This window comes from Xanthomonas sp. D-99, assembly GCF_017746145.1.
GTDB classification, from domain to species: domain Bacteria; phylum Pseudomonadota; class Gammaproteobacteria; order Xanthomonadales; family Xanthomonadaceae; genus Xanthomonas; species Xanthomonas cissicola.
Window position 1 is genome coordinate 96,631 of sequence record NZ_JAGHWU010000004.1, and the last position, 25,839, is coordinate 122,469.

The 25,839-nt window shown below is 63.8% G+C and carries 22 protein-coding genes and 3 pseudogenes; 19 read left to right on the forward strand and 6 right to left on the reverse strand.

Annotated features, from left to right (window positions below; genetic code table 11):
- Positions 1-46: 46 nt before the first annotated feature.
- The 5 genes from J7360_RS02130 to J7360_RS02150 all read left to right on the forward strand — a co-directional run bounded on the left by J7360_RS02130 (position 47) and on the right by J7360_RS02150 (position 7,401).
- Positions 47-1,063: a 3-oxoacyl-ACP synthase III gene (locus tag J7360_RS02130; RefSeq protein ID WP_057659298.1), complete on the forward strand. Its 1,017-nt coding sequence runs from the start codon at positions 47-49 to the stop codon at positions 1,061-1,063.
- Positions 1,064-1,150: 87 nt separating this feature from the next.
- On the forward strand, positions 1,151-2,299 hold the full coding sequence (locus tag J7360_RS02135; protein WP_057659295.1) for a Fic family protein: 1,149 nt from the start codon (positions 1,151-1,153) through the stop codon (positions 2,297-2,299).
- A complete protein-coding gene (locus J7360_RS02140; protein ID WP_209033158.1) occupies positions 2,296-3,999 on the forward strand; it encodes a site-specific DNA-methyltransferase in 1,704 nt (567 codons plus the stop codon). Before J7360_RS02135 ends, J7360_RS02140 begins: the two co-directional genes overlap by 4 nt.
- Positions 4,000-4,006: 7 nt before the next feature.
- Complete coding sequence (locus J7360_RS02145) at positions 4,007-6,502, forward strand: DEAD/DEAH box helicase family protein (RefSeq protein ID WP_209033166.1); 2,496 nt, start codon at positions 4,007-4,009, stop codon at positions 6,500-6,502.
- Positions 6,499-7,401 carry an alpha/beta fold hydrolase gene (locus J7360_RS02150; protein ID WP_057660103.1) on the forward strand — a complete coding sequence of 301 codons (903 nt, stop codon included), beginning with the start codon at positions 6,499-6,501 and terminating at the stop codon, positions 7,399-7,401. Before J7360_RS02145 ends, J7360_RS02150 begins: the two co-directional genes overlap by 4 nt.
- A 153-nt stretch (positions 7,402-7,554) precedes the next feature.
- Here the strand turns inward: J7360_RS02150 and J7360_RS02155 are convergent, their stop codons facing one another.
- Positions 7,555-7,938 carry a YkgJ family cysteine cluster protein gene (locus tag J7360_RS02155; protein ID WP_005928616.1) on the reverse strand — a complete coding sequence of 128 codons (384 nt, stop codon included), beginning with the start codon at positions 7,936-7,938 and terminating at the stop codon, positions 7,555-7,557.
- A 328-nt stretch (positions 7,939-8,266) separates the two neighbouring features.
- Here J7360_RS02155 and oleC point away from each other — a divergent pair, with 328 nt between their 5' ends.
- The 3 genes from oleC to J7360_RS02170 all read left to right on the forward strand — a co-directional run bounded on the left by oleC (position 8,267) and on the right by J7360_RS02170 (position 11,411).
- A complete protein-coding gene (gene oleC / locus J7360_RS02160; RefSeq protein ID WP_057660101.1) occupies positions 8,267-9,937 on the forward strand; it encodes an olefin beta-lactone synthetase in 1,671 nt (556 codons plus the stop codon).
- 240 nt (positions 9,938-10,177) lie between these two features.
- Positions 10,178-11,188: a 2-alkyl-3-oxoalkanoate reductase gene (gene oleD / locus J7360_RS02165; RefSeq protein ID WP_057660099.1), complete on the forward strand. Its 1,011-nt coding sequence runs from the start codon at positions 10,178-10,180 to the stop codon at positions 11,186-11,188.
- Positions 11,189-11,252: 64 nt separating this feature from the next.
- Complete coding sequence (locus J7360_RS02170; RefSeq protein ID WP_003468167.1) at positions 11,253-11,411, forward strand: DUF1328 domain-containing protein; 159 nt, start codon at positions 11,253-11,255, stop codon at positions 11,409-11,411.
- 115 nt (positions 11,412-11,526) lie between these two features.
- Here the strand turns inward: J7360_RS02170 and J7360_RS02175 are convergent.
- Positions 11,527-11,768 (reverse strand): annotated as a pseudogene (locus J7360_RS02175) (acetyltransferase).
- Here J7360_RS02175 and J7360_RS02180 point away from each other — a divergent pair.
- Positions 11,752-11,941, forward strand: a pseudogene (locus tag J7360_RS02180) (hypothetical protein); the annotation flags it as partial. The pseudogenes J7360_RS02175 and J7360_RS02180 overlap by 17 nt on opposite strands.
- 63 nt (positions 11,942-12,004) lie before the next feature.
- Here J7360_RS02180 and ddlA read toward each other — a convergent pair.
- On the reverse strand, positions 12,005-13,108 hold the full coding sequence (gene ddlA, locus J7360_RS02185) for a D-alanine--D-alanine ligase (RefSeq protein ID WP_057660097.1): 1,104 nt from the start codon (positions 13,106-13,108) through the stop codon (positions 12,005-12,007).
- Positions 13,109-13,341: 233 nt separating this feature from the next.
- Here ddlA and J7360_RS02190 point away from each other — a divergent pair, with 233 nt between their 5' ends.
- The 4 genes from J7360_RS02190 (at position 13,342) to J7360_RS02205 (ending at position 17,191) form a co-directional block, all read left to right on the forward strand.
- Positions 13,342-13,986: an SCP2 sterol-binding domain-containing protein gene (locus J7360_RS02190; RefSeq protein WP_007966395.1), complete on the forward strand. Its 645-nt coding sequence runs from the start codon at positions 13,342-13,344 to the stop codon at positions 13,984-13,986.
- Positions 13,983-15,656: a ubiquinone biosynthesis regulatory protein kinase UbiB gene (gene ubiB, locus J7360_RS02195; RefSeq protein ID WP_057660095.1), complete on the forward strand. Its 1,674-nt coding sequence runs from the start codon at positions 13,983-13,985 to the stop codon at positions 15,654-15,656. Before J7360_RS02190 ends, ubiB begins: the two co-directional genes overlap by 4 nt.
- A gap of 9 nt (positions 15,657-15,665) precedes the next feature.
- Positions 15,666-16,169 carry a cupin domain-containing protein gene (locus tag J7360_RS02200; protein WP_057660093.1) on the forward strand — a complete coding sequence of 168 codons (504 nt, stop codon included), beginning with the start codon at positions 15,666-15,668 and terminating at the stop codon, positions 16,167-16,169.
- 251 nt (positions 16,170-16,420) lie between these two features.
- On the forward strand, positions 16,421-17,191 hold the full coding sequence (locus tag J7360_RS02205; protein ID WP_033481076.1) for a pseudouridine synthase: 771 nt from the start codon (positions 16,421-16,423) through the stop codon (positions 17,189-17,191).
- A gap of 388 nt (positions 17,192-17,579) precedes the next feature.
- Here the strand turns inward: J7360_RS02205 and J7360_RS02210 are convergent, their stop codons facing one another.
- On the reverse strand, positions 17,580-18,158 hold the full coding sequence (locus J7360_RS02210; RefSeq protein WP_007966404.1) for a DUF2059 domain-containing protein: 579 nt from the start codon (positions 18,156-18,158) through the stop codon (positions 17,580-17,582).
- 56 nt (positions 18,159-18,214) lie between these two features.
- Between J7360_RS02210 and arfB the strand changes: the two genes are divergently transcribed.
- The 4 genes from arfB (at position 18,215) to dcp (ending at position 22,661) form a co-directional block, all read left to right on the forward strand.
- Complete coding sequence (arfB, locus tag J7360_RS02215; protein WP_005912264.1) at positions 18,215-18,646, forward strand: alternative ribosome rescue aminoacyl-tRNA hydrolase ArfB; 432 nt, start codon at positions 18,215-18,217, stop codon at positions 18,644-18,646.
- A gap of 2 nt (positions 18,647-18,648) precedes the next feature.
- A complete protein-coding gene (locus tag J7360_RS02220) occupies positions 18,649-19,278 on the forward strand; it encodes a lysophosphatidylcholine acyltransferase (RefSeq protein ID WP_005912266.1) in 630 nt (209 codons plus the stop codon).
- Between the two features lie 89 nt (positions 19,279-19,367).
- On the forward strand, positions 19,368-20,384 hold the full coding sequence (locus J7360_RS02225) for an isoaspartyl peptidase/L-asparaginase (protein ID WP_057660090.1): 1,017 nt from the start codon (positions 19,368-19,370) through the stop codon (positions 20,382-20,384).
- Between the two features lie 108 nt (positions 20,385-20,492).
- Positions 20,493-22,661, forward strand: a complete 2,169-nt coding sequence (gene dcp, locus J7360_RS02230; RefSeq protein ID WP_057660088.1) for a peptidyl-dipeptidase Dcp — start codon at positions 20,493-20,495, stop codon at positions 22,659-22,661.
- A gap of 254 nt (positions 22,662-22,915) precedes the next feature.
- On the opposite strand, the gene J7360_RS02235 is transcribed toward dcp, so the two are convergent.
- A complete protein-coding gene (locus J7360_RS02235) occupies positions 22,916-23,839 on the reverse strand; it encodes an oxidoreductase (RefSeq protein WP_209033160.1) in 924 nt (307 codons plus the stop codon).
- A complete protein-coding gene (locus J7360_RS02240; protein WP_057660084.1) occupies positions 23,836-24,876 on the reverse strand; it encodes an MBL fold metallo-hydrolase in 1,041 nt (346 codons plus the stop codon). The genes J7360_RS02235 and J7360_RS02240 overlap by 4 nt, the downstream gene beginning before the upstream one ends.
- On the opposite strand from J7360_RS02240, the pseudogene J7360_RS02245 reads away from it, so the two are divergent.
- Positions 24,875-25,106, forward strand: a pseudogene (locus J7360_RS02245) (hypothetical protein). The gene J7360_RS02240 and the pseudogene J7360_RS02245 overlap by 2 nt on opposite strands.
- A 9-nt stretch (positions 25,107-25,115) precedes the next feature.
- The gene (locus tag J7360_RS02250) at positions 25,116-25,748 is read left to right on the forward strand and encodes a TetR/AcrR family transcriptional regulator (RefSeq protein ID WP_209033162.1); all 633 of its coding nucleotides are present in this window, start codon (positions 25,116-25,118) and stop codon (positions 25,746-25,748) included.
- The last annotated feature ends 91 nt before the right edge of the window (positions 25,749-25,839 follow it).

Consider the following 25,839-nt stretch of genomic DNA (forward strand, 5'->3'; position numbering starts at 1 on the left):
GCGGCTAGACTAGCGCCCCCTCGCCTGACGCCATGGCGCTACTTCGATGCTCTTCCAGAATGTCTCCATCGCGGGACTGGCGCATGTTGATGCGCCGCACACGCTGACTTCCAAGGAAATCAACGAACGCCTGCAACCGACCTACGACCGTCTCGGGATCAAGACCGACGTGTTGGGCGACGTTGCCGGTATCCATGCACGGCGCTTGTGGGACCAGGATGTCCAGGCATCGGACGCCGCCACCCAGGCCGCGCGCAAGGCGCTGATCGACGCCGGTATCGGCATCGAGAAGATCGGCCTGCTGGTCAACACCTCGGTGAGCCGCGACTACCTGGAGCCGTCCACGGCGTCCATCGTGTCCGGCAACCTGGGCGTGGGCGACCACTGCGTCACCTTCGACGTGGCCAATGCCTGCCTTGCCTTCATCAATGGCATGGACATCGCCGCGCGCATGCTCGAGCGCGGGGAGATCGACTATGCGTTGGTCGTGGATGGTGAGACCGCCAACCTGGTGTACGAGAAGACCCTTGAGCGCATGACCTCGCCGGACGTCACCGAGGAGGAGTTCCGCAACGAACTTGCCGCGCTGACCCTGGGGTGCGGTGCAGCAGCCATGGTCATGGCGCGCACCGAGCTGGTGCCCGACGCCCCGCGCTACAAGGGCGGCGTGACCCGCTCGGCCACCGAGTGGAACAAGCTATGCCGGGGCAACCTGGACCGCATGGTCACCGACACCCGGCTGCTGCTGATCGAAGGCATCAAGTTGGCCCAGAAGACCTTTATGGCCACGCGCCAGGTGCTGGGCTGGGCAGTGGACGAACTGGACCAGTTCGTCATCCATCAGGTCAGCCGCCCGCACACCGCCGCCTTCGTGAAGTCGTTCGGCATCGACCCGGCCAAGGTCATGACCATCTTCGGCGAGCACGGCAATATCGGTCCGGCCTCGGTACCGATCGTGCTGAGCAAGCTCAAGGAACTGGGCCGCCTGAAGAAGGGCGACCGCATCGCGCTGCTGGGCATTGGCTCGGGCCTGAATTGCTCGATGGCGGAAGTGGTTTGGTAAAGTCAGTTCGCCGGACGTGTTAAAAAAAATGGATTTTTAGTACACGTTCCAGCATCATGTTCGCTTGAAGAACATGAGCGAGGCAGCATGGAAAGCGTGTCGACGTTTAATCCTGAGCTTCCGTACAACGATCTCCCGCTGCTTCCACCAGCGGGAGATATCGAAACACGGAGCCTTCTCAAGGCTTGCATCGGTGCACGAGCTGCGTTGGCCGAGCTGAAGCAGGCAACGGCGCTGTTGCCAAATCCTACGGTGCTGATCAATACCATTCCGATCCTAGAGGCGCAGGCTAGTTCTGAGATCGAGAACATCGTGACGACGACGGATGAACTGTTCCGCTACGCCGAAGATCAGGACAAGGCACAAAAGCCTGCCACCAAGGAAGCATTGCGTTACCGCAGTGCGCTCTATGAAGGATTTCAGTCGCTAAAGCAGCGACCCTTGTGTACCGACACCTCCATCGTCGTCTGCAGCCGCATCAAGGCGGTGCAAATGCAGATCCGTCGCGTGCCCGGGACTGCGCTGGCAAACGACCAAACACAGCAGATCATCTACACCCCGCCGGTTGGCGAAACGCTGCTGCGCGACAAACTCGCCAACTGGGAGCGTTTTATCCACGATCACACCGAGGTTGATCCCCTGATTCGGATGGCAGTGGCGCATTACCAATTCGAAGCGATCCACCCGTTCACCGATGGCAACGGTCGCACGGGACGGGTGTTGAACCTGCTGATGCTGATCGAGCAAGGCCTGCTTGATCTGCCAGTGCTCTATCTCTCTCGTTACATCATCCGCCACCGCAGCGACTACTATCGTCTGCTACTGGATGTGACGCGGCATGGAAAGTGGGCGGAATGGATTCATTACATGCTGGCTGCGGTTGCCGAAACCGCTGCATGGACGACGGCAAAGATCCAGGCGATTCGTGGGCTAGAGGCGCAAGCCCGCGACTACATTCGTGACCACGCTCCCAAAGCATATAGCCGGGAGTTGGTGGACGTGATTTTCAACCAGCCTTACTGCCGTATCCAGAATGTCGTCGGCATGGTGGGGGTTACGCGCCAGACCGCTGCACGGCATCTCAAAGAGCTTGCGGACATTGGCGTGCTGCACGACCAGCGCCAGGGCAAAGAGAAGCTATTTCTACACCCGGCATTCCTTCGCTTGCTGTCCAATGACGACAACCAGTTACCCGCCTACCGCGTGCCTACGCGGACTGTGGAACAGAACGCATGACCAACAAATACGACCATCTCGATCGCCAAACCTTGATTGGCCTGTTGCAGCGGCGCGATGCCGAGCGACAGCTGGGGTTGGTATGGGAGCGCGACGAGATCGAGGCCGACCAGGCACTCAACGACGACTTTGTCGCGTTGTCGCTGGACGCTGGTTTGAGTCATGGCGAGGCGCCGTGGGACAACCTAATCATCGAAGGCGACAACTACGATGTATTGCGTGCGCTGCGCATGACACATAAAGGCGCGATCCGCTGCATTTATATCGATCCGCCTTACAACACGGGTAATAAGGACTTCGTCTACAACGACCGTTTCGTCGACAAGACTCATAGATTTCGTCATTCGCTGTGGCTGGAATTCATGTATCGGCGCCTACAACTTGCTAAAGAGTTGTTGGCCGACGACGGAGTTATCTTTGTCAGTATTGATGACAATGAGGTGTTCCGGCTTGGGATGCTGATGGATCGGGTTTTCGGAGAGAATAATAAAGCTGGCATAGTAATCTGGAAAAATGTGACGGATAACAATCCGAGTAGGGTTGTGACTGAGCATGAATACATTTTAGCGTACTGTCGAAAAATTGAGTCATGCCCTTCGGTATGGAAATCCTCAGATATTGCAGTGAAAAATCTTCTTCTTGATAAAGAAAAAGATCTTCTAAGCGCTGGTTTGAGTGGAAATGAGTTGCAACGTACGTATACCTCCTGGTTTAGGTCTGTGAAAGATCAGCTCTCACCATTGGATAACTACAAGTTTATAGATCAAGATGGTATCTATGCTGGAAGTCGCAGTGTGCATAACCCGGGAAAAGAAGGGTACCGTTACGACGTTATCCATCCCATCACGGGAAGGCCTTGCAAGCCGCCGCTAATGGGTTATCGATTTCCACAGGAAACGATGCAGAAACTTCTGGAAGACGACCGGATCTTGTTTGGCGATGATGAGAAAAAGCTTATTGAGCTGAAAATTTATGTTTCAGATTATAAGCAGAAGCTGGCAAGTGTCGTCGATATTGATGGGCGTGCGGGAGCCAACGAAGTAAAGTCGATTTTCGATGGCAAGAAAGTCTTCAATAATCCTAAGCCTGTGCTATTGCTTAAGGATATTCTGTCTTACGTAACAAATGATCAGGATACCGTGTTGGATTTCTTTTCGGGTTCTGGGAGTGCCGCGCATGCCGTCGCCAAACTCAATGCCGAAGATGGCGGGAAACGTAAGTTCATTCTTGTGAGTAGTACCGAAGCGACTGAAGGTGAGCCGGATAAGAACCTATGCCGCGACGTTTGTGCCGAGCGAGTGCGCCGTGTCCTTGGTGGCTATACCGATACAAACGGTCAAACAATGGAGGGAATGGGTGGCGGCTTCGCCTACTTGCGTACCCGTCGCATCCCGAAGCATCGGTTGGCGCTCAAATTAGACCACGCAGAGGTTTGGCACGCGCTTCAACTGTTGCATCGCCAGCCGTTGTCGCCCTGGCCTGGCGGCGGTTTTGGCAGTGATGGCGAACTGGCCTATTTGGCGGATTTCCAGGCCGCACATTTAGAGCAGTTGCGGGAGTGGCTGCGGACCCGCACAGCGGCAGTCGCTGTCGTCTATACCTGGTCGACGGAACGGCTGAAGGGATTGCTGAGAGAGGCAGCGGCCGACTTGTCTCTGCTGCCTTTGCCGCACCACCTGCGCGAACGCTTCGGACGTTGATATGCCCATGCCATTGAAAGAGTTTCAGAACGTTATCTGCGACGGCATCGTCGCCCAGTTTGGTGAGGTGCGTGCGCTATATCGACAGATTGCCGCCGCAGCGCCCGAACGCATTGACCAGGCGCGTCGCAAGGACGCTGTCATCGTGTTGCAGGCGCCGACTGGCGCTGGCAAGACGCGTATGGCGATCGAAGTGATGCGCCGCGTGGCGGCCGAGGAACGGATGTTGTGGTTCTGGTTTGCGCCTTTCACTGGGCTGGTCGAGCAATCGCGCAAGGTTCTGACCGATCAGGCACCAGAGTTGGCGCTGCTGGATCTGGATGCGGATCGGCAATTGGATGCGGTGCGCGGTGGCGGGGTGTTCGTGGTCACCTGGGCCTCGTTGGCGGCACGCAAGGCCGAGAGCCGGCGCGCGCGCCAGCGCAGCGACGCCGGCCTTTCCATCGACGACGTCATCGCATTCGCACGTGAGCAAGACTTGCGCATTGGCTGTGTGGTGGATGAGGCGCATCACGGATTCCAGCGAGATACCCAAGCCAGGGCGTTCTTTTGCGACGTGCTGAAGCCTGATTACGCACTGCTGATGACCGCCACGCCACGCGACGCTGATATGAAGGCCTTCGAACGTGCGACCGGTTATTTCGTCGGGGAGCCACCGGACTGGGCCTCGGTCAGCCGTGCCGATGCAATGGACGCCCGCCTGCTCAAGCGGGGCGTGCGGATGGTGCGTTTTATCGCCCGCGATGGCGATACCGCGCAATTGGTGGATTTTGAACATCTTGCGTTGCGCGAGTGCACACAGATGCATCGCACCATTCGCAAGAACTTGGCAGATGCGGATATTGCACTGACGCCATTGATGCTGGTGCAGGTGCCGGATGGCAAAGTCGCGCAGGAAGCGGCACGGACGTATCTAGTTGAGCACCTTGGATTCGATGCGACCGCGGTGAGTGTCCATACCGCCGCCGAACCTGATCCGGATCTATTGTCGTTGGCGCAAGATCCCACAGTGGAAGTGCTGATCTTCAAGATGGCCGTGGCCCTGGGGTTCGACGCGCCACGTGCGTTCACCCTGGCGGCATTGCGCGGTACCCGGGATTCAGGCTTCGGGGTGCAAGTGATCGGCCGCATCATGCGCCGTCATGCGCTGCTGCAGGCGCAGATGGATGTGCTGCCCGTTCTGGACCACGGATATGTCTTTTTGGCTAACTCCGAGTCGCAAGAAGGTTTGCTGGTAGCCGGCGCCCAGATCAACACACTCACAACGCAGGCGCCTGAGCTCGGGACGCAGACGGTTGTCACCATGATCGGCGATGGCGCCTCGCTGCAGGTCGTGCGCAGCGGAGAGCCTCTGAGCTTGCTGGTATCGCGCGCAGGGGCGCAGGTGTTGGACGCCGAAGCCGCGAGAGATGCGGTTTCCTCGGCGGGCACTACGAGTGAAGTGGCTGGTGCACTAGTGGGGACCCCGTTCGATGGGATGGCGAACGCAACCCAAGCCGCGCTGGAAATGTTTGGAGGCGAGGGTGCCTGGCCTGCTCGGGCCATCAGTGCCGCTGGTGCGTTTGTGTTGGCTCAGGAGAGCATGTATCGATATCCGCGTCGTTCCGACGCGCCAGATCGCCTGCGTGGAGAACAGCTGCCACCCGTGTCAGCCGATTTCGAGGCAGGCTTGGCCGCGCACGTCGATTTCTCACCGGAAGTGCTAGCCGATCGCCTGCGTGGCAGGGTGCAGGTGCAGCGCTTGGACACAGACTTGTTTGCTGGTCATCGGGTCGCAGAAGATGGCAGTGACCTTTGGGCCAATCTTTCGCCGCAAGCTGTCGCCGAAAAAGCCGAACAAATCCGATTGCGGCTGGTAGAAGCGAACGATCGCGAGTTATACCTCAGACTATTGGAGCGTTTCGTTCGCGCGATCGAAGCATCAGGCGCGGAAGCGCCTGAAGACGAAGAGCTGCAAATGCGCCAGTTGGATCTCTTGCTGGTGAGACGCCCTCGGCTTCTGCAAGATGCATTCAAACGCCTGCGTCAGGGCCAGGTGCTCGATGTCGATGTGCTACTGCCGGCCGAGTTAGTCAGCGATCAACCGCTGCGCTCGGCCAATCGTGGGCTTTATGGCGTCTTTCCATCTGGTTTGAACCAGGATGAGCTCGCCATTGCGGAGCGTCTGGATGCCAGTACCCAAGTGCGGTGGTGGCATCGCAATCAACCCAAATCAGGCATCGGCCTCTATCGCTGGGATGAGGGGGATGGCTTCTATCCTGATTTCGTGGTGTCTGTTGCAGAAAGTTCTGCTCCGGGTATCGCGCTGCTGGAATTGAAGGGTGACCACTTGTGGGGTAAGCCCAGCGAAGTGGACAAGAGTGCGGCTGCCCATCGGGAGTACGGTCCCGTTTTCATGGTCGGTCGCAAGCGCGGCGAGCGTGATTTCTTCTATTTGCGCGAGTTGGGTGGGCGCCTGCAAAGCGCAGGGTCCTTTGATCTGGATCGGATGCGATTTACATGAACTACCCCGGCTATCCCTTCACCCCCAAGCGCCTTGAGGTGCGACCCGGCGTTGCGATGTCGTATCTGGACGAAGGCCCGCGCGATGGCGAGGTGGTCGTGATGCTGCACGGCAATCCGTCGTGGAGCTATTTGTGGCGGCATCTGGTGAGCGGCCTGTCCGATCGCTACCGCTGCATCGTGCCCGATCACATCGGCATGGGTTTGTCCGACAAGCCGGACGATGCACCCGACGCGCAGCCGCGTTACGACTACACGCTGCAATCGCGCGTGGAGGATCTGGACAGCTTGTTGCGGCATCTGGGCATTACCGGGCCAGTCACGCTGGCGGTGCACGATTGGGGCGGCATGATCGGTTTCGGCTGGGCGTTGTCGCATCACGCGCAGGTCAAGCGGCTGGTCATCACCAACACGGCCGCGTTCCCGCTGCCGGCGGAAAAACCGATGCCATGGCAGATTGCGATGGGCCGGCACTGGCGGCTGGGCGAGTGGTTCATCCGCACCTTCAATGCGTTTTCGTCCGGCGCTTCGTGGTTTGGCGTGTCGCGGCGGATGCCGGCAGCGGTACGTCGTGCGTATGTGGCGCCGTACAACAACTGGCGCAATCGCATCTCCACCATCCGCTTCATGCAGGATATCCCGCTGTCGCCAGCCGACAAGGGGTGGTCGCTGCTGGAGCGCTCGGCGCAGGCGCTGCCTGCGTTCGCCGATCGCCCGGCCTTCATTGCCTGGGGTCTGCGCGATATCTGTTTCGACAAGCACTTCCTGGCCGGCTTTCGCAAGGCATTGCCACAGGCCGAAGTGAGCGCATTCGACGATGCCAATCACTATGTGCTGGAAGACAAGCATGAGGTGTTGGTGCCGGCGATTCGCGCGTTTCTGGAGCGCAATCGGCTGTAGCGCATCGCGCCGGCACAGCGTGCGGGGACACGTCAGCTCACCGCACGCAATGACTGCAATGACTGCATCGACATCCGATGCAGCGTGCAGGAGATCTCGGCCAGCTGCCTGCCGACGCTGTTGCGAGCACGACACAGGTGCTGCGCTACGGTGTTATACCGGCGGCAGCGGATTGCGTTGCGCGTCGTCCACGCCGACCCAATCGGCATCGGTCAGCGCGTGCAGGCCGTGCGCCAGGCGCGATTTGTCGCATTGCGCACTGCGCTGCCCGAATTCCAGCGAGGCCGGCACGGCCGCGCAGGACGACGGGCGGCGGTCGTGGATGCTGCAGCGGCTGTAGCGCCCGATGTCGGCGTCCAGTGCGATGCAGCGCGGCTGCGATTGGGAGGTGCCGCGCATCACCCGCTCATGCGTGCGTAGCGCCTCGGTCAGCTCGATCGGCACCCTGCCGCCCAATGCAGGATCGGCCTCGCTCCAATGGAAACTGACGCGGAAATAGGCGCAGCAGGCGCCGCAGGTAAGGCAGGGGTGTGCCATGGAATGCCGGGCCTGGCGCGGCGAAATCGCGTGGGAAGCGCGGCATTTTGACCGAACCGCGCCGCGATACAAGTAGCGTGCTGCGGTGGCCGGTTAGCGATTCAGATGTGCGCCGCCATGCCTGGGGACGCGGGGCTGCACGCGTGCCGTCGCGCTCTGGCATGCGCTGAGAATCTATTGCGACGATTTGATCGGCCACTGCCGCGCATCGATGCGGCATGGGCGCCGCGCGATGGTGAGCCGCGCCTGCCTCCCCCCTGCGCCACGCGTTGCCTGCAAGTAGCCTGCAGGCGGCCGGCGGCATTGGTGCATGGGTGATAATGCGCCAATGACGACCCTCTGCAATATCGCGGCCACCCTGCCGCAACTGGCGCGCGAGCGCCCCGACCAGATCGCCATCCGCTGCCCGGGCGGTCGCGGTGTCAACGGGTTTGCTGCCTACGATGTGACCTTGAGCTATGCCGAGCTGGATACGCGCAGCGATGCGATTGCCGCCGGACTGGCACGCCACGGCATCGGGCGCGGCGCGCGTGCGGTGGTGATGGTGCGGCCGTCGCCGGAATTCTTCCTGCTGATGTTTGCCTTGTTCAAGGCCGGTGCGGTGCCGGTGCTGGTGGACCCGGGCATCGACAAGCGAGCGCTCAAGCAATGTCTGGACGAAGCGCAGCCGCAGGCGTTTATCGGCATTGCGCTGGCGCAGCTGGCACGCCGGTTGCTGCGCTGGGCGCGCTCGGCAAAGCAGATCGTCACCGTCGGCGGACCTTACGGCTGGGGCGGAGTCACGCTGGCACGTGTAGAGCGCGATGGCGCCGGCGCAGGCAGCCAGTTGGCCGACACCGCGCCCGACGATGTGGCGGCGATCCTGTTCACCAGCGGCTCCACCGGCGTGCCCAAGGGCGTGGTCTACCGGCACCGGCATTTTGTCGGGCAGATCGAATTGCTGCGCAATGCCTTCGGTATGCAGCCCGGCGGCGTGGACTTGCCGACGTTCCCGCCGTTTGCCTTGTTCGACCCCGCGCTGGGGCTGACCTCGGTGATTCCGGACATGGACCCGACGCGCCCGGGCAGCGCCGACCCGCGCAAGTTGCATGATGCGATCGCGCGCTTTGGCGTCACCCAGTTGTTCGGTTCGCCTGCATTGATGCGCGTGCTGGCCGATCATGGCCAGCCGCTTCCCAACGTGCGCCTGGCCACTTCGGCCGGTGCGCCGGTGCCGCCGGATGTGGTGGCCAAGATCCGCGCGCTGCTGCCGGCCGATGCGCAGTTCTGGACCCCGTACGGCGCCACCGAGTGCCTGCCGGTGGCCGCGATCGAAGGCCGCACCCTGGAAGCGACGCGCAGCGCCACGGAAGCCGGTGCCGGCACCTGCGTAGGCCATGTCGTGCCGCCCAACCAGGTGCGCATTATTGCGATCGACGATGCGGCCATTGCTGACTGGAGCGGCGTGCGCGAGCTGGCGACGGGCGAGGTCGGCGAGATCACCGTTGCCGGCCCCACCGCCACCGACACTTATTTCAACCGTGATGCGGCCACGCGCATCGCCAAGATCCGCGAACGTTGCGGCGATGGCAGCGAGCGCATCGTGCACCGCATGGGCGATGTGGGGTATTTCGATGCCGAAGGACGCTTGTGGTTCTGCGGGCGCAAGACCCAGCGCGTGGAAACCGCACAAGGCCCGATGTACACCGAGCAGGTGGAGCAGATCTTCAATGCGTTACCCGGGATGGGGCGCAGCGCGCTGGTGGGCGTGGGCGAGAGGGGCCGGCAGCGTCCGGTGCTGTGCTACGAACCGGACGCCTACGCCTGGATGTCCAGCCCGATGGAGCAGGAGGACTTCAGGCAGCAGCTGCGCAGTACCGCTGCAGCGCATCCGCTCACCGCCGGCATCGCCGATTTCCTGTGCCATCCGGGCTTTCCGGTGGATATCCGCCATAACGCCAAGATCGGCCGCGAAACGCTGGCGGTGTGGGCAGCGCAGCAGCTGCAGAAGAGCGGCTGACCACAGGGCGCGCGCAGTGGTGGGCGGGCGTGGATGGCGCGCTCAAAAAATCGCTCTGAGAAATCGCAGTGCGCGAGCGATCGATTCCGAGCACTCCACACCGCGCCGGACATTAGGCGCAGTGTGCATTGGTCGCTTCGGGTCGCCTGCGGCAGATTGCATGGCCACGTGTCGAGGCAAGATCGCCAAGGCGGGTATGGCCGGCTATGGTGTCGTCCCTCAGAGGCGAGGTGTGGTGCGATGAAGGTATTGGTGACCGGTGGTGGCGGCTTTCTTGGCCAGGCGTTGTGCCGCGGCCTGCGCGCGCGTGGGCACGAGGTGGTGAGCTTCCAGCGCGGCGATTACCCGGTGCTGCAACAGCTGGGCGTGAGCCAGATCCGCGGCGACCTGGCCGACCCGCAGGCGGTGCGGCATGCCTTCGCCGGGATCGATGCGGTGTTCCACAATGCCGCCAAGGCCGGCGCCTGGGGCAGTTACGACAGCTATCACCAGGCCAATGTGGTGGGCACGCAGAACGTGATCGAGGCCTGTCGCGCCAATGGCGTGCCGCGGTTGATCTATACCTCCACGCCCAGCGTCACCCATCGCGCCACCAACCCGGTGGAAGGACTCGGTGCCGATGAAGTGCCGTATGGCGACAATCTGCGCGCCGCCTACGCGGCGACCAAGGCCATCGCCGAACGTGCAGTACTGGCCGCCAACGGCGCCCAGTTGGCGACAGTGGCACTGCGACCGCGCCTGATCTGGGGGCCGGGCGACAATCATTTGCTACCGCGCCTGGCAGCGCGTGCGCGTGCCGGGCGGCTGCGCATGGTCGGCGATGGCAGCAATCTGGTCGACAGCACGTACATCGACAACGCCGCGCAGGCGCATTTCGATGCGTTCGAGCACCTTGCCGTGGGCGCTGCCTGCGCAGGCAAGGCGTACTTCATTTCCAATGGCGAACCGCTGCCGATGCGCGAGTTGCTCAATCGCCTGCTGGCTGCGGTGGGTGCGCCGGCAGTCACGCGTTCGTTGTCGTTCAACACCGCGTACCGTATCGGTGCGGTGTGCGAAACGCTATGGCCACTGTTGCGTCTGCCAGGCGAGGTGCCGTTGACCCGTTTTCTGGTGGAACAGCTGTGTACGCCGCATTGGTACAGCATGGAGCCGGCACGTCGCGACTTCGGCTATGTACCGCGCGTCAGCATCGAAGAAGGCCTGCAACGGCTGCGATCCTCATCTTCCAACGACATCGCCATCACCGTATAAAGACCGGCATATCCACAAGATACGTCTGCGCCGATTCGGCACGACAACTTTTGGATACCTTGCCATGCTGCATTACGCCATCATCTTTTTCGTCATCGCCATCATCGCTGCTGTGCTGGGCTTTAGCGGTATCGCCGGTGCGGCGACCAACATCGCCTGGATCCTGTTCGTGGTGTTCCTGATCCTGGCAGTGATCTCGATGTTCCGTCGCGGCAAGGTATAACGCTTTGCTGCGATACGTCACGGCAGCGGCGCTGCCGGTTGGCGCTCACAGGGCCCGCTTCCGCAAGGACGCGGGCCCTGTGCGTTGTGGCGGCAAGTGCCCGGATCTTGGCTGATTACCGCTGTTTTCCCTTGGACCGCACGTGCTTGCCATTGGCCAGCACGGCATCGCCGATCGCAGCAAATTCCGGTTACCGATGCAGCGCGCTGGAGGCGGCTTTGGCAGGCCTCGGATCGACCTTGCACACCAGCAGCCGCTGTCCTGCTGCACGCGACTGACGGATGAGTTCGCCATGCAACTGCGTGGCAAGACCGCGCCGACGTGCGGTGCGGCGATCACGATGCGTTCGACTTCCACGAAGCGTGCAACGCGATCGGCCGTCCACGCGAAGTTCGCAGTGGCACATCGCATCCTGATCCAGCGCGAGCAGCAAGCCGTCAGCCGGCGCGGCGATACGGAGGTGCCAGGCCATTGCCAGCAACGCGGCGAGGCCATCGAAATCGAGCAAAGACAAGCGGTGGCATCGGCGTTATCAAGTGCAAGCGCCGCGTCGTGGTTGTGCGGCGGTATGGCACGTCGTGGCGGCAGCGCCATCACTGCGGTTGGACCGCACTGCGCAGCAACTGGTCCTCGGCATGTCGCTGTAGTGCGAGCTCGATCAACCGCGTGATCAGACTTTGATAGTCCAGCCCGCTTGCCTGCCACAATTTCGGATACATGCTGATGCGGGTGAAGCCCGGCAGCGTGTTGACCTCGTTGATCACGATGCGTCCATCGGCGCACAGGAACACGTCCACGCGTGCCATGCCTGCACAGTCCAGTGCCTGATAGGCCTGCACCGCGACTTGCTGGATGCGCTGCTGGGTCTGCGCATCGATGTCAGCCGGGATCACGATCTCCGCACCGTGTTCGCTGATGTATTTGGTTTCGTACGAATAGAACGCATCGTGCACCACCACTTCGCCACAGACGCTCGCTTGGGGCGCATCGTTGCCCAGCACGGCACATTCGATTTCGCGCCCGGCAATGGCTGCTTCCACCAGCACCTTGTGGTCGTAGGCCAAGGCCAGGGCGAGTGCAGCGGCGAACTGGTCGGCGCTGCGCACCTGGCTGACGCCGACCGACGAGCCCTGGTTGGCCGGTTTGACGAACAGTGGCAAGCCCAACTGCGCGATCAACGCATCCACATCGGCCATTGCGGCGGTGTGGCGGTTGAAGCAGGCGAACGGCGCCACCGCCAGCCCGGCATCGCGCAACACGCGCTTTGCCATGTCCTTGTCCATCGCGACCGCCGAGCCGAGTACGCCGGAGCCGACGAACGGCAGGTTGGCCATGCGCAGCAGCCCCTGCAGCGAGCCGTCTTCGCCCAGGGTGCCGTGCACGATGGGAAACACCACATCGATCTGCGCCAGTGCCTGCTCCGGCTGGATCGGGCGCACCTGCTGCTGTTGCGCGCCCGGCAGCAGCGCCACGCCGCGACCGCTACGATGCAGCGCGATGCGCACCGGGTCGTCGGCATGCAGCAGGAAGCTGTCGGGGTCGTTGACGTGCCACTGGCCTTGCTTGTCGATACCGATCAGCACCGGCTCGAAGCGTTGCGGGTCCAGCGCATCCAGGATATTGCGCGCCGATTGCAACGAAACCTCGTGCTCGGCCGATTTGCCACCGAAGATGAGGCCGACCCGAATCATGCGCATTGCCTGCTCCTGCCATTCGAAGTGGACAGGATGCCTGTGGCGTATGCGCTGAAGGAAGTCTTGCTGCAGCCAGCCATGGCAAACAACGCCGGCGTGCCCAATGCGCCTGTCAATGCCCTACCTTGCCCGGCGACGCACCCTTGCAACGACCGCACGATCGCCACACCGGCAGCCGGCACACGTGCACGCCGCCGTCAGGCAGCTGCGACATGCAGGGGCGGTAGAATGCGCCCATGCCCGGATCACTCTTCAATTCCCTCAAGCCGCTCGCCGGCCAGGCCCTGCAGGCAGCGCTCAACCGTGCGCTGGCGCTGGACCCGGATACCCGCGACGCCCTGCTGCCGCTGGAAGGCCAGCGCATCGCGCTGACCCTGGAGGCGCCCGCGCTGGCCCTGCAGATTCGCGTGCACGAGCGCCGGTTGCTGGTCGGCCCGGTCGATCAGGCACAGGAACCCGACCTGGCGGTGCGCAGCAGCCTGGCCGGCTTGCTCGGGCAACTGCCGCTGCTGGCCAACGCACGTCGCACCGGCGCGCCGGCCGGTCGGCTCAAGGTTTCCGGCGATGCCGAACTGGCGCGCCAGCTGCAGCAACTGGCTGGCCGCTTCGACCCGGATTGGCAGTTGCCGTTCGTTTCGGTGTTCGGCGACATTCTGGGCGTGCAGATTGCCGGTGCGGTGCGCGCAGCGCTGCAGCAGGCACGGCGCAGTGCAGTGGATCTGGCGCAGAGCGCAGCCGAATTCGTCACCGAAGAATCGCGCGATGTGGTGCCGCGCGCCGAGCTTGAGGCTTTCCACGACGACGTGGACGAACTACGCGATGACGTCGAACGGCTGGCCGCGCGCGTGAGCCGCCTGCGCACGAACGGAGGCGCGGCATGAAGGCGATCCTGCGGGCAAGCCGCATCGGCCGGGTGATCCTGCGCTACCGCCTGGACGCCTTGCTGGAAGGCGCCCCGGCCGAGCGCTGGCTGCGTTTGGCCAAACCCTTCGTGCCGCGTGCCAGCGCCGAAATCGCCGCGCAATCGCGCGGTGCGCGGCTGCGCCTGGCGCTGCAGGAGCTGGGGCCGATCTTCGTCAAGTTCGGGCAGATTCTGTCCACCCGACGCGATCTGATTCCGGCCGACGTGGCCGAGGAACTCACCTTGCTGCAGGACCGGGTCAAGCCATTCGATGGCCAGGCCGCGCGTCTGATCGTCGAAGCCGCACTCGGCCTGCCGGTGAGCGTGGCGTTTGCAAGTTTCGATACCGTGCCGCTGGCCTCGGCGTCCATTGCGCAGGTGCATGCAGCCACGTTGCCGCCCGATGCCAACGGCGTGCGCCGCGAAGTGGTGGTCAAGGTGCTGCGCCCGGAGATCGAGCGCCAGATCGATGCCGATATCGCGTTGCTGCACTCGCTGGCCACCCTGGTCGAGCGCACCCACCCGCGTGCGGACAAGATCCGGCCGCGCGAAGTGGTGGCCGAGATCGAAGGCACGCTGGCCGCCGAACTGGATCTGCAGCGCGAAGGCGCCAACGCCAGCGTGTTGCGCCGGTTCTGGGAAGGCTCGGACGATCTGTACGTGCCGGAAGTGATCTGGTCGCACACCGCCGAGCGCGCGCTCACGCTGGAGCGCGTGTACGGCATTCCGTCCGACGACATCGCCAAGCTCGACGCGGCCGGCATCGATCGCAAGGCGCTCGCGGCCAAGGGCGTGCGCGTGTTCTACACCCAGGTATTTCGCGACAACTTCTTCCACGCCGATGCGCACGCCGGCAACATCTGGGTCGATTCGGATCCGGAACGCCGGCTCAATCCGCGCTTCATCGCGCTGGATTTCGGCATCATGGGCCAGCTCTCGCAGGAAGATCAGTACTACCTGGCCGAGAACTTCATGGCGATCTTCCACAAGGATTACCGCCGCATGGCCGAGTTGCACGTGGAGGCTGGCTGGATGCCCAGCAACGTGCGCATCGACGAACTGGAAGCGGCAGCGCGCTCGGTGTGCGAGCCGTATTTCACCCGCCCGCTATCGGAGATTTCACTGGCGCAGGTGCTGATCAAATTGTTCCGCGTGGCGCAGCGCTATGAGTTGACGTTGCAGCCGCAGCTGATCCTGCTGCAGAAAACGCTACTCAATATCGAAGGCGTGGGCCGGCAGCTCGACCCCAGGCTGGATATCTGGGCGGTGGCGCGACCGGTGCTCGAACGCATCCTGCGCGAGCGTTACAGCCCGCGCCGTGTGCTGCGCGAACTGGGCAAGCGTTTGCCGGAGATCATGACCCATGCGCCGGACATGCCGCGGCTGGTGCACAGCTGGCTGAAGCAGCAGGTGGAAGGCCGCCATCAGATCGGCATCCGCTCGCCCGAACTGCTTGCCCTGGACCTGAGCCTGCGCAAGCTGCAAACCCGCGTGGTGACCGCCATCACCGGCAGCGGGTTACTGGTGGTTGCTGCCGTGCTGTACGGCCTACATCCGGATGGCTGGTACCTGGGCACGGTGCCGGTGTGGAGCTGGATCAGCGGCGGCGCCGGTTCGGCCGCGCTGCTGGTCGCCTGGTTGCGGCGATAGGAGACGACCATGCCCGACGCAACCGATGCCGTGGACGCAAGCACACCGGTTGCCGCGATTGCTGCGCTGGACGCCCCACCGCGCACGCAACATTCCAGCTATCCGCCGGTGTTCGCCGCGCAGATGGGCGGCCGCCAGAAGCGCGCACTGGGCGAGGTGTTCGGGCTGCGCAACTTCGGCGTCAACCTGACCACGCTGGCGCCGGATGCGCGCTCGGCGCTGCGGCACGGGCATTCGCAGCAGGACGAATTCGTCTACATCGTCAGCGGCGCGCCCAGCCTGATCACCAACGCCGGCGAGCAATTGCTGCAGCCGGGCATGTGCGTTGGCTTCCGCGCCGGTGATGGCGATACGCATTGCCTGATCAATCGCAGCGAGGCGGTGGTGACGTACCTGGAAGTGGGTGACCGCAGCCCCGGCGATTGCGTGACCTATCCGGACGATGACCTGATGCTGGTCCCGATGGCGGATGGGCAGCGCGCGTACCGGCACAAGGACGGCACGCCCTACTGAGCGCGCGGCTGGTAGTCCATCTGTTGGCGTTGAACGATGCAACACGCCGCGCTACGTGCATCGCCCGCGCTGACGCTGGCGTGGTTCGGTCGCGTGAGATGCGAAGCAGCCACCCACACAGCGGGCAGGCATCAGCTGCGTGGTAGCACGCAGCAACCGCACCGTACGAGCGGTGCGGGCCGCAGCCGTGGCCGTGCGCGTGGCCTGGCAACGCACAGTCGTTTGTTCGCTGCCGGCAGCGCGGCGATGCAGTGGCATGCGGTGTCGGCGATGCGGATAATCGGCCGGTGAGCATATCCCCCAAACAGTTGCAGATCCTCTACCAGGACGATGTCCTGGCCGTCGTCGACAAACCCGCCGGCCTAATGGTCCATGACAGCAAGCTGGCGCGTGGAGAGGACGACTTCCTGGCCGACCGCCTGCGCGAGCAGCTGGGCAAGCCGATCTTTTTGGTGCACCGGCTCGACCGCGCCACCAGCGGCTGCCTGCTGTTGGCCTTCGATCGCGACAGCGCCAGTGCGCTGGGCAAGGCCTTGATGGCCGGCGAGGTGGAGAAACAGTACCTCACCGTCTGTCGCGGCTGGCCGGCCGAGGAGCGCTTCATCGTCGACCATGACCTGGACGGCGGTCCGGGCAAGCCGGTCAAGAAGCCGGCAGTGACGCATTTCCAGCGTCTGGCCACCGGCGAGCTGGAGATTCCTTCCACCGGGTTCACCACCTCGCGCTACGCACTGCTGCGCTGTCAGCCGCAGACCGGCCGCTTCCGGCAGATTCGCCGGCATATGAAGCATCTGTCGCATCACATGATCGGCGACACCAGCCACGGCGACGGCCGCCACAACCGCAGTTTCCGCATGCTCGGCATCCACCGCATGTTGCTGCACGCCGAACGCCTGGAATTTCCGCATCCGGCCGATGGCAGGCGCATCGGCGTCACCGCGCCGCTGGATGTCGAATTTTCCAAGGCCTGCGCGTTGTTTGGGTGGGAGATGGCGGGGTTGGGACTCATGCAGACGGCGTGATGTGGTGTGCCTGGTTCGCAGATCGAGATGTTCATTCAGTCTGCTAGACATCTGCGCCAGCGTCCCCTCACCCCAACTCCTCTCCGCGGGCAGGAGAGGGGGTTGAGTGCGCGGGCGGGAGAGGCGCTCGAGCGCGACGCCCAATGCTCGCCTGCCCGTGCTGCTTCCTTCCCCCGCTTGCGGGGGAAGGTGCCCGAAGGGCGGATGGGGGCGTGCTTGTCACAGGCGCTCCCCCGCGGGGAGAAGGACGCATCGCGTTCTTCCGTCACCGAAAAGGTAACGCACCGCCGTCACCAGCAACGCAATCCAATCCCACACCCGCCTGCACTCGCACCCACCCCCGTCGCAGCGATCACGCGGTTCCCACTCCCAATCTCGATCCCGCCTCTCAGGGCTTCTTGGCCGGCGCAGGTTCGTTGACGATCTTCTCCAGATCCTTCTGCAGGTCGGCAAACAGCGGCAGCATCCTTTGCTGGATGGCGCCCATCAGGTTCTGGGTCAGGGCGGGAGTCTTGTCGAGCAGGCTTTGGCCGGCCGAGCTCTCGTAGAACTCGGCCATGGCCAGCACGTCCTCGCGCGAGAACGAGCGCTTGTAGATATCCACATACATCGGCCGCAGTTCCGACCACGACAGCGCCTTGCGCACGGTCTGGCGGGTACGTTCCTGGATGCGCTGCAGCTGCGCCTGTTGGTCGGCGTCGAGCTGGCGCTGTGCGGTGAGCTGTGCGAATTGCTGCTGCTGCATCGCTTCGATCTGCGGCAGCATCGTATCCAGCATGGTCTGCGCCCGCGAAGCGGCCAGCAGGCGGTTGATGTCGGCATCGCTGGGCGCTTGCGCCCACGCGGCCGGGGCGGCCACGGCCAGCAGGGCCGACAGCAGCAGCCGGCGGGCAAGGGCGCGCGCGGCAGCGAGCGAACAAGTAGGTGTCATCGGAGCATCCTGCAAACGGGGGACCGGCCGCAGCATACGGGAAGCCGGCGTTCGCGCGCGCGTCCACGCCGCTGCCGATACAATCGGCGCTCATGGCCAGCGACCCGATCCAGATCACCCCCAGCCTGACGATTCCGCCCAGCGAACTCGTCGAGCGCTTCGTGCGTGCCAGCGGCGCGGGCGGGCAGAACGTCAACAAGGTGTCCACCGCGGTGGAGCTGCGTTTCGACGTGGCGGGGTCGCCGTCGCTGCCCGAGCCGTTGCGGGCGCGGTTGCTGTCGCGACGCGACCGCCGCATGACTGCCGACGGCGTGCTGGTGATCGACGCGCAACGCTTCCGGACCCAGGACCGCAACCGCGACGATGCGCGCGAGCGACTGGTCGAAATCATCAGTGCGTGCCTGTCGGTGCCCAAGCGCCGGGTCGCCACCAAACCGAGTCATGGTGCCAAGCTGCGGCGGCTGGATGCCAAGCGGGAACGCAGCCAAATCAAGCGTGGACGCTCGGCGTCCCACTGGGAGTAAGCGTGAGTCAAGCCGACCCGTCGTTGCCACCGGTAACACAGGCCAACATCCTGCTGCAGCCATCTCCGCCCCGGATGCCGCGCGCGCATGGCCGCTTCATCCGCTGGCTGGGCCGTACCGCCTTGCGCGTGACCGGCTGGCGCCTGCTCGGGCGGCTGCCCGACGAGCCCAAGCTGGTCATGATCGTGGCCCCGCATTCGTCCAACTGGGACGGGTTTGTGGGATTTGCGGCCAAGTTCGCGCTCGGCTTCGACGTGCGCGTGCTCGGCAAATCGCAGTTGTTCTGGTGGCCGCTGGGTCCGCTGTTGCGCAGGCTCGGCGCCATCCCGCTGGACCGCAGCTCGCCGCAGGGCACCATTGGCCAGGCGGTGCGATTGATCCGCAACTCCGAGCAGATGTGGTACGTGATCACACCCGAAGGCACACGCAAGCGCGTGGAGAACTGGAAGGCCGGCTTCTGGAAGATCGCCTCCGATTCCAAGGTGCCGATCCTGCCGGTGTATTTCGACTACCCCAGCAAGACCGTGGGCATCGGCGAGCCGTTCTGGACCGGTAACGACATGGCCGCCGATATCGCCGCCATTCGCACCTGGTACCGGCCATGGCGTGGCAAGCATCGCGATACGTTGTGAATGGTGTGGCGCGCGGTTGAAGGATGGCCGGCGTTGCTTGGTAAATCCGGTCCGCCTGACGTGAAACATTCACTCCATCAAGGAACTTCATGATCGCTAAGTCCGCACGCGCGTTATGCCTGTCGCTCTCTCTGCTGCTCATCGCCGGCCCTGTGCTTGCAGCCACGCCGATGCTGGTCATCCACGGTGGCGCGGGCGTGGAGAAATCCAGCCTTTCCAGGGACGAGCAGGCGCAGGCGCGCGAGGCGATGCAACGCGCACTGCGTGCCGGGCACGCGGTGCTGCAACATGGCGGCAGTGCAGTGGATGCAGTGGCCGCCACCATCACCGTGCTGGAGGATGCGCCGCAGTTAAACGCGGGCCGCGGTGCGGTGTTCACCCATGACGGCAAGAACGAACTGGATGCGGCCATCATGGATGGCGCCAGCGGCAAGGCCGGTGCGATTGCCGGCGTGCACACGGTCAAGAACCCGATCCTGCTGGCACGCAGCGTGATGGACCGCTCCAAGCACGTGATGCTGGTCGGCGACGGCGCTGAAGCGTTCGCGCGCGAGCAGGGCATCACCCTGGTGGACCCGGGCTATTTCCGCACCGACAAGCGCTGGCAGCAGCTGCAGAAAGCGCTCAAGGCCGAGGCCGGCGACCGCCAGGCGCAGGCCGAGCTGGATCTGGAGACCGCCAAGCATTTCGGCACCGTCGGCGCGCTGGCGCTGGACCGCGACGGCCATCTGGCTGCCGGTACCTCCACCGGCGGCATGACCAACAAGCGCTATGGCCGGGTCGGCGATGCGCCGATCATCGGGGCCGGCACCTATGCCAACAGCCAATGCGCGGTGTCCGGCACCGGCTGGGGCGAGTTCTACATCCGCGCCGTCGCTGCCTACGACATCTGTGCGCGCATGAAATACGCCGGGCAATCGCTGCAGCAGGCCGCCGAGACCGTGATCGACCAGCAGATCCCGAAGGCCGGCGGGGACGGCGGCGCCATCGCGCTGGATGCACAGGGCAACCTGGCGTTTCCATTCACTACCGAGGGCATGTACCGCGGCTGGATCGGCGCCGACGGCACCGCGCATGTGGCGATTTTCAAGGACGAGACGTTGTAACGCCGCCATCCCCAACCGCGGCCTTCCACCCAATCCAACGGCACATGCCAGCGGTCGCGAAACCCGCTAGCGTGCCTGGCTGCACTACCCACTCAGGAATCACACGCCATGTCGCGTACCGTCGTTCTGGCCGCTGCCATCACCCTGGCACTGGCTGCTTGTTCTGGAAAAGAGTCGTCTGGCCAGGAGTCCACCACCGTGCCCGAGAAAACTGCCCCGGCTCCTGCCGCCGATGCTGCATCCAACCCCTTGCTGACCGCCAGCACGTTGCCGTTCCAGGCGCCGCCGTTCGACAAGATCCAGGACGCCGATTACCTGCCGGCGTTCGAAGAAGGCATGCGCCAGCATCTGGCCGACATCCGCAAGATCGCCGATAACCCGGAAGCGCCGACCTTCGACAACACCATCGAAGCGATGGAGCGCGGCGGCGAAACGCTCACGCGCGTGTCGCGCATCTTCTTCGGGCTGGTGCAGGCCGATACCAGCGACGCACGCCAGAAGATCCAGGAAGAGATCGCGCCCAAGCTGGCCGCGCATCAGGACGAGATCAATCTCGACCCCAAACTGTTCGCACGCGTCAAAACCATCTACGACCAGCGCGACACGCTGAATCTGGATCCGGAGCAGAAGCGTCTGGTCGAGCGCGACTACGAAGAGCTGGTACGCGCCGGCGCGCAGTTGTCCGATGCCGACAAGGACAGCCTGCGCAAGCTCAACGTGGAAGAAACCACCCTCTCCACGCAGTTCCATACCCGCCTGGTCGCCGCCTCGGCTGCCGGCGCGGTGGTGGTGGACGACAAGGCCAAGCTCGATGGCCTGAGCGAAGGCGATATCGCCGCCGCGGCCGATGCCGCCAAGGCCCGCAAGCTCGATGGCAAGTATCTGCTCACCCTGCAGAACACCACCCAGCAGCCGGTGCTGGCGTCGCTGAAAAATCGCGAGCTGCGTGCCGAGGTATTGAAGGCCTCTGAAACGCGCGCGGAAAAGGGCGATGCCAACGATACCCGCCAGACCATCCAGCGGCTGGCGCAGCTGCGCGCGCAAAAGGCCAAGTTGCTCGGCTTCGACAACTACGCCGCCTACAGCCTGGGCGACCAGATGGCCAAGACGCCAGATGCCGCGCTCAAGCTGCTGACCGACACCGTGCCGGCTGCCACTGCCAAGGCACGCCGCGAAGCGGCCGAGATGCAGAAGGTCATCGACGCGCAGAAAGGCGGCTTCAAACTCGCCGCCTCCGATTGGGACGTCTACGCCGAGCAGGTGCGCAAGGCCAAGTACGACCTGGACGAATCCCAGATCAAGCCGTATTTCGAACTGGACAACGTGCTGCAGAACGGCGTGTTCTACGCCGCCACGCAGCTATACGGCATCACGTTCAAGCAGCGCACCGACATCCCGACCTATCACGCCGATATGAAGGTGTACGAGGTGTTCGATGCCGACGGCACCTCGATGGCGCTGTTCTACACCGACTACTTCAAGCGCGACAGCAAGTCCGGTGGCGCGTGGATGGACGTGTTCGTCGAGCAGGACGGCCTGACCGGCGCCAAGCCGGTGGTCTACAACGTGTGCAACTTCACCAAGCCGGCCGCCGGCCAGCCGGCGTTGCTGAGCTTCGACGACGTCACCACCTTGTTCCATGAGTTCGGCCATGCGCTGCACGGCATGTTCTCCAAGGTGAAGTACCCCTCGATTGCCGGCACCAGCACTTCGCGCGACTTCGTGGAATTCCCCTCGCAGTTCAACGAGCACTGGGCGTCCGATCCGAAGGTCTTCGCCAACTACGCCAAGCACTACCAGACCGGCGCAGCGATGCCGGCCGAGCTGGTGGAAAAGATCAAGAAGGCCAAGACCTTCAACAGCGGCTACGCCACCACTGAATACCTGTCGGCAGCGCTGCTGGATCTGGCCTGGCATACCCAGCCGGCCGATGCGCCGCTGCAGGACGTGAGCAAGTTCGAAGCCGATGCCTTGAAGCGCTTCAAGGTGGATCTGGCCGAAGTGCCGCCGCGCTACCGCAGCAGTTATTTCGATCACATCTGGGGCGGCGGTTATTCGGCCGGGTACTACGCGTACTTCTGGTCGGAAGTGCTCGACGACGATGCGTTCGAATGGTTCAAGGACAACGGTGGCCTGACCCGCAAGAACGGCGATACCTTCCGCGCCAAGATCCTCTCGCGCGGCAATACTGTCGATCTGGCCACGTTGTATCGCGATTTCCGCGGCAAGGACCCCAGCGTCAAGGCGCTGCTGGAAAACCGTGGATTGACCGAGTAAGCGCCGCGCTGCGGCGACATGCTGCACGGGTATCGTGCATGCAGATCGAGACGGGGTGGCCATCGGCCATCCCGTTTTCGTTTGCGGACCTGGCAACCTTTCTCGCATTCGCGAGCATGCCGGATGCAGCGCAGGGCACCCTGTCAGGACGCCATCGCAACGTCTCCGAAAGTGCAGCCGCTGTGCTGGCTTCACTGGCTCAGCGCAGCGCAGAGACGATTACGCACTGCGTGGCTGGCGTCATCAGGGCGCGATTAGGACGCCACGCCCGTCAGCGCACACGCGGTATCCCACAAGCGTGCCGCCACCTGCTGGTCATGCGCCTGGTGGGCGATCTTGGCAGGCGCCGGATCGCCTTTCAGCTCGAACAGGCCGTTTGGTCCGTAATAGCCCCCGGCCTGTGCCTGCGGAGACGTCGCCGCATACAGCGTCGGTAGCGCGCCCGCGCTTGCCGAATGGCCGATGCAGCGGGTGAACAGCCCGGTGGCCACGCCGCTCGCGCTGCGTCGGCCTGCGCCGTCCGGCCCGTTGGCGATCAAGGCGGTCTGTGCGATTCCCGGGTGCGCGGCGATCGCACGCACGCCCCAGCCATGCGTGTTGCTGCGGCGCTGCAATTCCAGGCTGAACATCAGCATTGCCAGCTTGGATTGCCCATAGGCTTTCCACGGGCGGTATGAGCGTTCGCTCTGCAGATCGTCGAAATCGATGCGCGCCTGGCGATGCGCCAGGCTCGACAAGTTGACCACACGCGGTGCCGACGCAGCACGCAGCAAAGGAAGTACCTGCGCGGTCAGCGCAAAATGTCCCAGGTAGTTGCTGCCCAGTTGCAGCTCCATCCCGTCGGCGGTGGTTTGCCGTTGCGGGGGCGCCATCACGCCGGCGTTGTTGATCAGCAGATCCACCGCAGCATGGCGCGTGGCCAGCCGCTTGGCAAATGCGCGAACTGACGCAAAACGCGCCAGGTCCAGCGCCTCCACACATACCTCGGCCTCCGGATGGCGCGCAAGCAGCGCCCGGCGTGCCGCTTCGCCCTTGTCGGGGTTGCGTGCGGTCAGCACGACATGGGCACCGGCCAGGGCCAGCGCGGTTTCGTACCCCAGTCCGCCTGGACTGGCGCCGGTGACGATGGCCACTCGTCCCCGCTGCGATGGCAGATCGGCTAGCGTCCAGCCGTTCATGACGCAAGTACCAGAGTGTCGGGCAGCGTGCGCCACCAGCGTTGATCGGTGTCCGGGCGGTGCGCGTTCACCCGTTCGCCCATCTGCGGGATGGCCAGCGGAACGTTTGCGGCCGCCGCCAACGCGACGATGCGCTCGAACGGCTCGGACCAAGCATGCAAGGCCAGGTCGAAGGTGCCGTTGTGGATAGGCAACAAGGTATGCCCGCCGATGTCGAAGAAGGCCTGCAAGGTCTGCTCCGGCTGCATGTGCACGTGCGGCCACATGTGGTCGTAGGCGCCGTTTTCGATCAATGCGACATCGAAGGGCCCGAGCCGCTCGCCGATGGTCTTGAAGTGCGGGCCATAGCCGCCGTCGCCGCTGAAGAACAGGCGCAGGTCGCCTGCCTGGATCACCCACGAACACCACAGCCTGCGCCCGTTGTCGAACAGCCCGCGGCCGGAAAAATGTTGCGATGGGGTGGCGGTGAGCTGCAGGCCGGCGATGCTGATCGACTCCCACCAATCCAACTGCCGTACCTTGGCCGGGTCCACGCCCCAGCGCACCAGCAGGTCGCCCACGCCCAACGGGGCGACAAACACGCCGACACGGTCGGCCAGCGCGCGGATGGTGGCGCGGTCGAGATGGTCGTAGTGGTCATGCGACAGGATCACCCCGGCCAGCGGCGGCAGCGCGTCCAGCGCAATCGGTGCGGCGTGGAAGCGCTTGGGCCCGGCGAACGGCACCGGCGAGGCGCGTTTGGAAAATGCCGGGTCGGTCAGCCACAGCCCGCCCGCCAGCTTCATCAGCAGCGTGGAATGACCCAGCCGGTACAGGCTGCGATCCGGGGCGGCCAGCAGTTGCGCGCGTGTCAGCGGCTGCACCGGCAAGGGCGCGGCGGGCACCGTGGTGCGGGGCTTGCCGAACACCATGGCCCACATCAGGCCGAGCTGCTCGCGCAGGGTCATGACGGTGGTCGGCAACGGCATCGCATTACGGAAGCGGCCAGCGCGAAACTGTGGCGAATCGGCGTAGGGGGAAAGACGTGGGGGAGCCATGGGAAGTCCGAGCAAGACGTGGGAGAGCAGAAGAAGTACGAGCGATCAGGCAACGGCGATGCAGCAAGCACTCGGTACACCTGGCGTAAGGATCGGCATGGACGGGACGTACAGCCAGCTTCCTACACACCAACGGCGGCGGGATGACAACGGCGCATCACAGCAGCGCCAGGCGAGATTACACTGCACAGTGTAGTTTTATTTTCTTGAAAGTAAACTGCCAGGTGTAAAATCGGCAGATGTCGACCGCATCCTCCCCTCCGGCCAAGCCCCAGCGCCTGACCGATCGCAAACGCAACGCCATCGTCGAGGCCGCCATTGCCGAGTTCCGGCAGCACGGCTTCGAAGCGACCAGCATGGACCGTGTAGCCGCCACTGCCGGCGTTTCCAAACGCACGGTCTATAACCACTCCCCCAGCAAGGACGCCTTGTTCGGGGAGATTTTGCGCGGGCTGTGGCAACGCAGCGCCGAGGCGGTCAATCTGGCGTATCGGCCCGATCAACCGCTGCACCTGCAGTTGATCGCCCTGCTGCAACAGAAGCTGCGGCTGTTGGACGACCCGGCGTTCATCGATCTGTCGCGCGTGGCCATCGCCGAAGGCATCCACTCGCCGGCGCGCGCGCGCGAGTTGCTGTCGCAGCTGGGCAGCAAGGAAGAGGGCACCACCACCTGGCTGCGTGCCGCACTGGCCGACGGCCGGCTGGCAGGCGTGGAGCCGGAATTCGCCGCGCAGCAGTTGCAGGCGCTGGTGAAGGGCTTTGCGTTCTGGCCGCAGATCACCCTGGGCCAGCCGCCGCTGTCGCCGCAGCAACAGACGCAGGTGGCCGAATCGGCGGTGGCGATGTTCCTCGGGTTGTACGCGCGCAAGTGAGCGCGGGCAGCACGCTCACTGCGCTCTTGGAGCGGCAAACAAACTTAGCGAGCAGTCGTCGGGTGGGCGCAGCTAGGGAAGGTCTGATCAA

Coding starts and splice junctions, on each gene's coding strand:
- J7360_RS02240 (WP_057660084.1), bottom strand. CDS start 24,876: ATGGCTCCCCCACGTCTTTCCCCCTACGCCGATTCGCCACAGTTTCGC.
- J7360_RS02130 (WP_057659298.1), top strand. CDS start 47: ATGCTCTTCCAGAATGTCTCCATCGCGGGACTGGCGCATGTTGATGCG.
- J7360_RS02145 (WP_209033166.1), top strand. CDS start 4,007: ATGCCATTGAAAGAGTTTCAGAACGTTATCTGCGACGGCATCGTCGCC.
- J7360_RS02190 (WP_007966395.1), top strand. CDS start 13,342: ATGCCCGGATCACTCTTCAATTCCCTCAAGCCGCTCGCCGGCCAGGCC.
- ddlA (WP_057660097.1), bottom strand. CDS start 13,108: ATGCGCATGATTCGGGTCGGCCTCATCTTCGGTGGCAAATCGGCCGAG.
- J7360_RS02250 (WP_209033162.1), top strand. CDS start 25,116: ATGTCGACCGCATCCTCCCCTCCGGCCAAGCCCCAGCGCCTGACCGAT.
- J7360_RS02235 (WP_209033160.1), bottom strand. CDS start 23,839: ATGAACGGCTGGACGCTAGCCGATCTGCCATCGCAGCGGGGACGAGTG.
- oleD (WP_057660099.1), top strand. CDS start 10,178: ATGAAGGTATTGGTGACCGGTGGTGGCGGCTTTCTTGGCCAGGCGTTG.
- J7360_RS02170 (WP_003468167.1), top strand. CDS start 11,253: ATGCTGCATTACGCCATCATCTTTTTCGTCATCGCCATCATCGCTGCT.
- arfB (WP_005912264.1), top strand. CDS start 18,215: ATGGCCAGCGACCCGATCCAGATCACCCCCAGCCTGACGATTCCGCCC.
- J7360_RS02210 (WP_007966404.1), bottom strand. CDS start 18,158: ATGCTGCGGCCGGTCCCCCGTTTGCAGGATGCTCCGATGACACCTACT.
- J7360_RS02150 (WP_057660103.1), top strand. CDS start 6,499: ATGAACTACCCCGGCTATCCCTTCACCCCCAAGCGCCTTGAGGTGCGA.
- J7360_RS02140 (WP_209033158.1), top strand. CDS start 2,296: ATGACCAACAAATACGACCATCTCGATCGCCAAACCTTGATTGGCCTG.
- J7360_RS02135 (WP_057659295.1), top strand. CDS start 1,151: ATGGAAAGCGTGTCGACGTTTAATCCTGAGCTTCCGTACAACGATCTC.
- J7360_RS02200 (WP_057660093.1), top strand. CDS start 15,666: ATGCCCGACGCAACCGATGCCGTGGACGCAAGCACACCGGTTGCCGCG.
- J7360_RS02225 (WP_057660090.1), top strand. CDS start 19,368: ATGATCGCTAAGTCCGCACGCGCGTTATGCCTGTCGCTCTCTCTGCTG.
- oleC (WP_057660101.1), top strand. CDS start 8,267: ATGACGACCCTCTGCAATATCGCGGCCACCCTGCCGCAACTGGCGCGC.
- J7360_RS02155 (WP_005928616.1), bottom strand. CDS start 7,938: ATGGCACACCCCTGCCTTACCTGCGGCGCCTGCTGCGCCTATTTCCGC.
- dcp (WP_057660088.1), top strand. CDS start 20,493: ATGTCGCGTACCGTCGTTCTGGCCGCTGCCATCACCCTGGCACTGGCT.
- ubiB (WP_057660095.1), top strand. CDS start 13,983: ATGAAGGCGATCCTGCGGGCAAGCCGCATCGGCCGGGTGATCCTGCGC.